Annotated in this window: 8 protein-coding genes and 1 pseudogene; 8 read left to right on the plus strand and 1 reads right to left on the minus strand. The window is 68.1% G+C overall.

Translation table 11 applies throughout. The annotated features are described in order from the left end of the window. Positions 1-94: pseudogene (locus tag ACZ3IC_RS24680) on the plus strand (transglycosylase SLT domain-containing protein); the annotation flags it as partial. A 338-nt stretch (positions 95-432) separates the two neighbouring features. Here ACZ3IC_RS24680 and ACZ3IC_RS24685 read toward each other — a convergent pair. After that, positions 433-1050, minus strand: coding sequence for a TetR/AcrR family transcriptional regulator (locus ACZ3IC_RS24685; RefSeq protein WP_467419264.1), 618 nt, complete (start codon positions 1048-1050; stop codon positions 433-435). 127 nt (positions 1051-1177) lie between these two features. On the opposite strand from ACZ3IC_RS24685, the gene ACZ3IC_RS24690 reads away from it, so the two are divergent. The 7 genes from ACZ3IC_RS24690 to ACZ3IC_RS24720 all read left to right on the plus strand — a co-directional run. After that, on the plus strand, positions 1178-2089 hold the full coding sequence (locus ACZ3IC_RS24690) for an alpha/beta fold hydrolase (protein ID WP_467419266.1): 912 nt from the start codon (positions 1178-1180) through the stop codon (positions 2087-2089). A gap of 804 nt (positions 2090-2893) precedes the next feature. After that, positions 2894-3580, plus strand: coding sequence for a hypothetical protein (locus ACZ3IC_RS24695; RefSeq protein ID WP_467419268.1), 687 nt, complete (start codon positions 2894-2896; stop codon positions 3578-3580). A gap of 531 nt (positions 3581-4111) precedes the next feature. Next, a complete protein-coding gene (locus tag ACZ3IC_RS24700; protein ID WP_467419271.1) occupies positions 4112-5308 on the plus strand; it encodes a cytochrome P450 in 1197 nt (398 codons plus the stop codon). A gap of 31 nt (positions 5309-5339) precedes the next feature. Then, the gene (locus ACZ3IC_RS24705; protein ID WP_467419272.1) at positions 5340-5531 is read left to right on the plus strand and encodes a ferredoxin; all 192 of its coding nucleotides are present in this window, start codon (positions 5340-5342) and stop codon (positions 5529-5531) included. Positions 5532-5565: 34 nt separating this feature from the next. Beyond that, entirely contained in the window at positions 5566-5997 is a 432-nt protein-coding gene (locus ACZ3IC_RS24710; RefSeq protein ID WP_467419274.1) for a MarR family winged helix-turn-helix transcriptional regulator, read from the plus strand. 333 nt (positions 5998-6330) lie between these two features. After that, positions 6331-6645 carry a trypco2 family protein gene (locus ACZ3IC_RS24715; protein WP_467419277.1) on the plus strand — a complete coding sequence of 105 codons (315 nt, stop codon included), beginning with the start codon at positions 6331-6333 and terminating at the stop codon, positions 6643-6645. Positions 6646-6650: 5 nt separating this feature from the next. After that, positions 6651-8977 (plus strand): S1 family peptidase (locus tag ACZ3IC_RS24720; protein ID WP_467419279.1); only part of this gene is annotated, 2327 nt, incomplete at its 3' end.

The raw sequence follows: 8977 nt of genomic DNA on the forward strand, positions 1-8977 counted from the left end.
CGACGCCACCGACCCCGTCGCCAACATCACCGCGGCCGCCAACTACGCCGCCCACCGCTACGGATCGATCGACAACGTCAACTCCGCCTACTGAGTTGCCGGTTCAGTTGCCACTTCGCGATCCGGGACCGGTATCGGCAGCAGTGTCGCCGCCGATACCGTCTCACGCCCCGCCGGTCGGCAATGGGTCAACGCGGCGGCCGGCGTGAAGCCGCATATCGAGGCCGGATGTGTATCGAACAGGCCGCCGGGCCACCGATCCGGACTGCGCGCTGACACGGAGCTCGGACCCTGAGGAGGTCGGGAGCATCACCTTGGACAGCGCCCCGAGGGCATGGCCGAGGATGTGGCTGCGTATCCGGACCCGGCTGTCGAGGCCGCCTTGGCGAAGGCCTCTGGATCAACGAATCTGCACGACCAATCGCCAGATTCTCAGTCCTTGCGTTCGCGTTCTTGGAAGATCCGGTCCAGGTGGTGGTTGAGGACAACGGCGGCGGACTCCGCACTGCGCTGGCCGACGAGGATGCTGGTGCCGAGTCCCGCGGACATGGTCAGCAGGCTGATCGCCTCCAGACGTGCGTCCATATCGGGCCGCGTGAGATGCGCGTTCTGCGCCTGCTGGAGCAGGCCGGTCACGGCGTCCTCCGCAGCATCGGGGTTCTTCATGAAGGGCTGAGCGGCAAGCGCTTCGTCGGTCACGGCCAGCACGGCGTACGAGGTGTAGACGAGGTGGAAGGTGCGGCTCTCCTCGTCGGTGGGCAACGACGCCATGAGTATCGCCTCGATCATCGCGCGCGGCCCCGGGTCCTCCCCGGCTGCCCGGAGCCGGACGACAACCCGCTCGCCGAATCGGGCCGCGAGGTGCTGCAGTCCGTAGAGCAGCAACTTCTCCTTTGTCTGGAAGTAGTACTGCACCAGCCGCAGTGACACCCCTGCCTCCGCTGCCACATCGCGCATCCCCACCGCGTGCAGTCCGCGCCGTCCAGCGACCCGCACGAGCGCCTCGGCGATCTCGGTACGCCGCTCTTCGTGGTCGACGCGTTTGGGCATCGGTCGTTGCTCCGCTCGTCGGTCTCCTGGCCCTGAGCCGCGCCAGGCCATGCTTCATGGTACAGCGGTACCACCATCGTGGTACGGTCGTATCACGAAAAACGGATGCTCCTGGAGGTGGCCCGCCGTGCCCGAGACCACGATCCGCGCCCGCGCCGACGTTGGCCGCTACGTGAACGATGCCCTGCGCGACCGGTACTTCGCGGCCTGCGACGCGGTCTACGCGATGGGCGCGCCCATCTGCGCGGAATTCGACGTGGAGACCGGATTCGGGACGACTCATGTCTACCGGTACGGCCCCACGGACCCCGCCGCCGAATCCCGCACCCCGATCGTTTTGGTGCATGGCGCGGGCAGCTGCTCTGCCATGTGGTACCCGAACACCGCCGCGCTCAGCGCCGACCGGACCGTCTACGCGCTCGACACTCCCGGCGACCCGGGCCGCAGTGTCCAGCGCGAGCCCATCCATCAGCCCGAACGCGCCGCCCAGTGGCTGGACGAGGCGCTCACCGGCCTCGGTCTCGACCGTGTCCACCTCATCGGCTCCTCCTACGGCGGCTGGCTCGCACTGAACCAGGCGCACCGAAGGCCCGGCCGCCTCGCCTCGGTGACTCTGCTCGATCCCGGCGGACTGGAGAGAGTGGGCCTGCGCTTCTTTGCCTGGATCTTCGCCAGCCTCTTCGCGACCTTCGCCCCCAAGGCGCTACGCCCGCGCTTGGCAGCCTGGTTGGAGCAACCGGTCCTCATCGTGCCCGAACTGCGCACGATGATCAGGTCCGGTGTCCGCGCCTACCGCATACGGCGCCCGGCTCCACTTCCCCTCGGCGAGGACGAGCTGCGTACCATCCGCACCCCGCTCTACCTGCTGCTCGGCAGGCGAAGCCTTCTCGTGCACCCGCAACGCCAAGTGGAGCGTGTCCCGCGCCTGATACCGGGGGCCCGCGCCGAGATCGTCCCGAACACCGGCCACGGACCGCAGATCGACCACGCGGAGCAGGTCAACAGCCGGATGTTGAGCTTCATGGACTCCGTCGGCTAATGGTCATCGGTTCCGATGGGGCGCGGTACCGGACTTGGTCTCGTGGGCAATTTCCCGCGTCATCCTGCCGCCGTAGTGGTCACACCTGATCGCCGTCTGTGACCGCGCCCCGGCTTCGGGCTCGCGCGCCCACCTGGGCGGACCACCGGCCGCACATGGTGCAGCGCCCCGGCGCCGGCTCTGGGCGGTCTTCGCTTTGCGCCGGCGCGAGTTACGTCGACAGCCGCAGCCCACCCGAACGGGTGAAGTGCAGGGAAGTGCCGGTTTTCATGAGCGGGAACGGGACCGGAAGCTGATATCGGCTTCGGGGCCGCAAGTGAGACCGCGGTCGGTGAGCCGGACGACCACGCAGTCGGCCGGCCCTGCGACGGGCCGACGCGGAGATCCACCTGGCGGCCGATGTTCCCTGCGGACTCCTGGCCTTCGTCTTCGCCGCTCGGCAGGCCGGTGACGCGCCTGTCTACCCGGATGTGGTGGCCGGCCTGCTCGTTTCCCGCCGACACGGGCGGCCCCAAAGCCCGGCTGCTCTTGTCCTGGCTGTGTCGATGAATGACACGCCGCCTTCGGGCGGGCGGGTGTCAGGGGGTCGCCCAGATGGGGGAGTCGTACATCAATTCGCCTACATCCAAAGGCTGTCGATGGATCGTCAGATTGCACCTGAATGGCATACGGGTGCCTGCCATCTCGTTCGCTGCCTTGGTGTCAGCTTTTCGATATGCCCGATATGACAGGTATGGGGGGGTGTTAGTACGTTCAATCACGCGTCGGCTGCTCTGCCGGCCTCTCGGAGACAGGAGAAGTGACATGGTTACCCGTTCCAGTGTCGTTAGTACGGCCGTCGCGGCCGTCGCGGCCCTGACCACCACCGGCAGCACCTTCACCTCGGCCGCCACCATCGAGCCGGCACATGCAGCCCCGGTCGTCCAGCAGGTCCATCAGGCCGCCGCCCCCGCTTCGCCCCCCAACCGCGCGGACGACGCCGGAAAGGGCAACGTGGGCAGAGGCAACGAGAGCAGGGGCAACGACGAGAGCAGTAGGAACGACGAGAGCAGCAGGAACGACGAGAGCGCGGGGAACAGCGAGAGCAACAGGAACGACGAGAGCAACAGGAACGACGAGAGCGGAGGTCATGACGAGGGAGGAGGTAACGACGAGGACAGGGGGAACGGGGGTAGGGGCTACGGCGGGGGTGGGGGCCACGACGAGGGCAGGATCCACTTCAACGAGCGGACGTACTCGGCCTACCCCAGCGGCTGCATCACTGCGGCCAGCGGCCTCGGCTCCACGAGCTTCAACATCTTCAATGACAGCCGGAGGATCGTCGAGGTCTTCCGTGGGGCGACCTGCGACAACGGCGGTCCCATCGCGACCGTCGGACCCTACGGCTCCACCCAAGGCGTGTTCCCGCAGCAGGTGGACGGAGGCGTGTTCGTCAATAATGGAGTGGGAGGGAGCTTCCGAGTGATCGAAGATTACTTCGAAGGTGAGTGACCGAGCCGTCTGCGTGATGTGACGTAGCACCCCGGCCCGCTGGAATCGGGCCGTGGTGTCCTTGTCCGGGCGACCCGACCGGGCTCCCAAGTCCAGATGCCGTGCCCATGCCTGACCCACGCCCGATCAACCCACACCTCCCACGCCATACTCGCAACGCACTTGTGGCGCGGGCCGACCATGGGAACCAGGCCGGAGGCAGCGGCGCCGCCGTGCCAGGGGTGCGGCGCGGACCGGAGAAGCCGTCGGGCCTGCTGGTCCGCGCGGCCTTTGGCCCGTGCGGCGGTGCGCGTCCGGTTCCTATTCCGTTCGATGTGACGGAAAAGGTGTCGGCGTATCCATCGATGCAGGTCGCGCCAGGACGATCCTCGACCATGACCGTGTCCACAGGCGGTTCGTGGTTCAGACACGCAGCGGATGGCACAGCTCGGCGGCGAGTTGGCCGAACATCGCGTAGACCAGTTAGGTGACTGAGGCATCTAGTGGGGGGATATCGGTAGTTCCCCCTCCATCCTGTTTGCGAGGCCCGCCATGGCAGACACCGAGACCGTTTCCTTCCCGCAGGACCGCACCTGCCCCTACCACCCGCCGACGGGGTACCGGCCGCAGAACGGCGGGCAACGGCCGCTGTCTTCCGCCAAACTCTTCGACGGCCGCCGGGTGTGGCTGGTGACCGGGCATGCCGAGGCGCGTGCGCTGCTGGTGGACCAGCGATTGTCCGCCGACCGGGAGAACCCCGAGTTCCCGGTGTTCACCGAGCGGACGGCCCGGAGCACCAAACGGCGTATCGAACTGGTCGGCGTCGACGACCCCGAGCACAATGCGCAGCGCCGGATGCTGATACCGAGCTTCTCCGTGAAGCGAACCGCCACCTTGCGGCCGAGGATCCAGGAAACCGTGGACCGGCTGCTGGACGCCATGATCGAGCAGGGTCCGCCCATCGATCTGGTGAGCGCCTTCGCGCTGCCCGTTCCCTCCATGGTGATCTGTACGCTTCTCGGCGTTCCGTACGACGATCACGACTTCTTCGAGTCCCAGTCGCGCAGGTTGCTACGCGGTCCCGGGGCCGCCAATGTCGAGGACGCACGGGCCGCGCTCGACGAGTACTTCCGGGTGCTGATCGAGCGCAAGCGGTCCGACCGGGGCGAGGGGCTGCTCGACGAGCTCATCGCCCAGCGCCTCGAGACCGGTGCCATCGACTGTGAAGAACTGGTCCAGCTGGCCGAGATCCTGCTCATAGCGGGCCACGAGACGACCGCGAACATGATCTCGCTGGGTACGTTCACTCTCCTTCAGCATCCGGACCAGATGGACCGGTTGCGCACATCCGAGGAGCTGATGCCTGCCGCGGTCGAGGAGTTGCTGCGGTTCCTGTCCATTGTCGACGGCATCTCACGGGTGGCCACGGAGGACATCGAGGTGGGCGGGGTGACCATCCGGGCAGGTGACGGCGTCGTGCTGTCCACGTCGGTGATCAACCGGGACGAAGCCGCGTACGCTTCGCCGGACGAATTGGACCTCGGCCGGCAGTCTCGCCACCATGTCGCCTTCGGCTTCGGGATCCATCAGTGCCTCGGCCAGAACCTTGCGCGGGCCGAGATGGAGATCGCCCTGCGCACCCTCTTCGACCGGCTGCCGGGGCTGCGGCTGGCGGCACCCGTCGACGAGATCCCGTTCAAGCCCGGCGACACGATCCAGGGCATGCTCGAACTGCCCGTGGCGTGGTGACCGGACCCCTCTCGGAAAGGATGCTGTGGTGATGCGGATCAGTATCGATACGGATGTATGCATCGGCGCCGGACAGTGCGTGCTGACTGCGCCGAAGGTCTTCACCCAGGACGACGACGGCTTCAGCGAACTGCTGCCGGGCCACGAGGAGGGCACCGCCGACCCGATGGTCGGGGAAGCCGCCCGCGTCTGCCCGGTGCAGGCGATCACGGTGGCTCAGTGACCCTTGCAGGTGCGTCGATGCTGTCCGGGCCGTTTTGGGGTGCAGGTGCAGGCCCGCCATTCGCGACCTGCCATGGCCTCTGCGCCTCGCGGCGTGCCTGCTCGCGCTGAAGCGGGCCCTCGACCGCCGGGTCGCCCGGGACTTCGCGCGGCCCAAGCCGCCCGAGGGACAGCGCGCGCTGCTGCGATTCGTCTCGCAGCAGGTGGGCGCCACCGTACGCGAGGCTGCCGACGGCCTGCTGATGCGGCCGAACAACGTCAGTGCGCTCGCCTCCCAGCTCACCGAACAGGGACTGCTGGAGCGCCGACAGGACACCGACGACAAGCGGATCGCCCATCTGTATCCGACCTCAATGGCCTGCCGGGAGCTGGCCGAGGTCCGGCGCCTGGAGGGCGCACACATCGCGCACGCTCTTCACGGAACGGTTCAGGAATGTGCCGTATCGAGCGCGCCGTGCCGTGACTGACCGGTTGCCGCAGACTCAACGGAATACATATCCACGTTCGTTATCGCGTGTGGTCACGGCCGGGGATCCATTCAGTCATCGGCGCTTGATCGCGTTCTGGCGTCCAGCTGAATGCGGCACGCCGAAATAACTCAGTGATCCGATCCCTCACTGCCTACGACCACCCACCGAGTAGCGCAGCGTTACCCGGCGGCGAGGAGCGGTCCGTCCGGATATCCCGCCACGTCGGGGCCGTTCGGCCGACCGAGAAGGAGTTTCCTGCCGTGCAGGCCACGTCGAGCGGCTAGCGTGTGCCTCACTGCTGGGTCGTCACGATTGTCATGGGGGTGTCCGGTGCCGGACGAGGTCTGGGTCGGTCTGGCCGAGGCCGTGCGCGGGGTGCGCGCGGAGCTGCAGGCGGCCATGGTCGAGGGGCGGGACGAGTCACTCAGATTCGAAGTCGGGCCCGTCGAGCTCGAATTCGCGGTGGACGTCCGAAAAGAGAAGGCGGGGGACGTCACCGCGAAGGTGTTCGTCCTGTCGGCGGGCGGCAGGGCGAGCAAGGCAACCGTTGATGCGCACCGGCTGAAGATCACTTTGCAGCCGACGGATGCCCAGGGTCGACCGGCCAAGGTGAGGAGTCGGGTGGACGAACTGCCCACCGAGTAGGGGTCATGGCAGGCGCATGGTTCGACCGTCGTCGTCTGGCCGAGGTGTGGGCGGCGCGAGAGGCCGGCGGCGGGGCCTCCTTCGGTACCGGGACCCTGCTCGTCGGCCGACTCGTGCTGACTGCCTGGCACGTCGTGGTCGACGAGCGGAGCCGGCCGTACGAGCGTTTGCTCGTGCGGCTCATCGGTGGGCGGCTGTGCCCGGCAATGGTCGTATGGGCAGATCCGGTGCTGGACGCCGCGCTGCTCGCCGTGTCTTCCCCGGGCGCAGGGGAGCCGGACACCTGGCATGTGCCGGACGGCATGGTGTCGGCCCGGTTCGGGCGGCTCATCGGCCAGGACGTCCGGGTGGCGTGCCAGGCGGCCGGATTTCCGGACAGTCTCACACCGACCGGCACCGATCGGGAGATCGACCAGGTCGACGGGTACATCAATCCGATGGCGGGTTCGCGCACGAACCAGTACCTGATCACCGCGGGACACCACCCCGACCACGGACGGCCGACGCCCGATGCCCGGCGAGCCGGATGGCAGGGCATCTCGGGAGCGGCCGTCACCTGCGGCTCCCTGATCACGGGTGTCGTCACCGAGGACACCCCCGGCTTCGGCTCGCACCGCCTGACCGCCACACCCCTGCATGTCCTGGCGCGACAACTCGGCTTCCGGAGTGCGGTCGAGCGAGCGACGGGCCGACGTCTCGTCCTCGAACCGGTCGAGATGCAGGACGCGTTCACTCCTTGGTACCCGGCGCTCGCCCCCGCTTCCCCGGCCTCTCTGCTGCGCCCCGAGTATGAGATCGTCGCCTTCCGCCCCCGTGCCGAACTCGGCACCCTGCTGGAGTGGTGCCGTACGGGGCCCATGCTGTCCGGTTTGCTGGTGACCGGACCCGGAGGGCAGGGCAAGACCCGCTTGGCCCGTGAAGTGGCCTCCCGTCTCGACGCCGAGGACTGGGCGGTGGGGCAGCTGACCCAGTCGGAACACCTGTCCGCCGAGCACCTCAGGGCGCTCGCGTCATCAGCCGGTCCGCTGCTGCTGATCCTCGACTACGCCGAGACGCGAACGGCGTTCGCCACGGCCCTCATCAACCATCTCGCCCTGCACCCCAGCGGACACCCAGTCCGAGCCTTGATGCTCGGCCGGACGGACGGCGACTGGTGGCAGCAGTTACGCCGCGATGTCGCCCCCACAGCAGCACTGGCACCACATCCACTGCAGCTTCCCCTGCTCGAAGCCGCCGACGGCACCCTGCTCTTCGACGCCCGGGACCAGGCACGCCGACAGCTCGCGGCGGCGCTGGCACGCATCCCCGGATACTCGGCCGGCCCCGGGACCGGCAGTGTCACGGACGCGGTCCCGGGGGCCGGTCATGCCCTGACCCTGCACATGTCCGCGCTCGCCGAACTGCTCACCGGCAACGGCACGGCGGGAGAGAGCCCCGAAGACGTCATCCTCAGCCATGAGCACTCCTACTGGAGCCGTACCGCCCAGCACCACGGTCTCGGCTCGGAGCAGCAGCGGCTGACCGCACTGACCGTGGCCCTCCTCACCGGCGCGGCGACCCGGCCGCAGGCCGTCGACACGCTCGCGCTCGCACCCGGCCTCCGTGACACCCCGGAAGACACCCGCCTGCGCCTCGCGACCTGGATCCATGACCTCTATCCACCCGACGCGCCGCATGTTTACTGGGGAAGCGTGCACCCCGACCGACTGGCCGAGCATCACCTCGCCCGGGCCCTCACGCACCACCCCGAACTGCTCGACGCGGTCCTGCCGCACATCACTCACGATCAGGCCCTGCACGCCCTGACCGTGCTCACCAGGGCTCTCGCACTGCCCCTGCCCACGGGGCCCCTGGGGGAAAGGCTGGAGGAGCTGATCACCACGCATCCGGCCATGCTCGCGCTTCCTGCGATCACCATCGCCCCGCAGGCACAGACCCCGAGGCCTCTGCTGGAAGCACTGCACCCGATCTGTGCCTCCCCCGAACTCATGGATGAGCTGCGCGACCAACTGTACGCCGCGATTCCCGATCAGACCCAGCGTCTGGCCGATCACGCCCTGACGCTGGCCGACCGCCAGGTCGCCCAGTACGACGAGGCCCTGGACTCGCGGGCGTGGTGGCGGAAGCTGGGACACCGGGGAGACCCCACCCTCAGCCAGAACCTCGCCCGAGCACTGAACAACCTCTCGAATCGGCTGGCCGAACTGGGGCGCTGGGACGAGGCGTTGGCGGCCAGCACGAGAGCGGTAAAGATCCGAGAGCGCCTGGCGGCGGCGCGTCCCGAGGTGTTTCTGCCGGATTTCGCGGTGTCGCTGAACAATTTGTCGGCGTA

This window comes from Streptomyces sp. NPDC002958, assembly GCF_055563255.1.

What these genes read in the sequence shown, in the direction of transcription:
- ACZ3IC_RS24685 (WP_467419264.1), bottom strand. Translation starts at nt 1,050, where the DNA reads ATGCCCAAACGCGTCGACCACGAAGAGCGGCGTACCGAGATCGCCGAG.
- ACZ3IC_RS24695 (WP_467419268.1), top strand. Translation starts at nt 2,894, where the DNA reads ATGGTTACCCGTTCCAGTGTCGTTAGTACGGCCGTCGCGGCCGTCGCG.
- ACZ3IC_RS24700 (WP_467419271.1), top strand. Translation starts at nt 4,112, where the DNA reads ATGGCAGACACCGAGACCGTTTCCTTCCCGCAGGACCGCACCTGCCCC.
- ACZ3IC_RS24705 (WP_467419272.1), top strand. Translation starts at nt 5,340, where the DNA reads ATGCGGATCAGTATCGATACGGATGTATGCATCGGCGCCGGACAGTGC.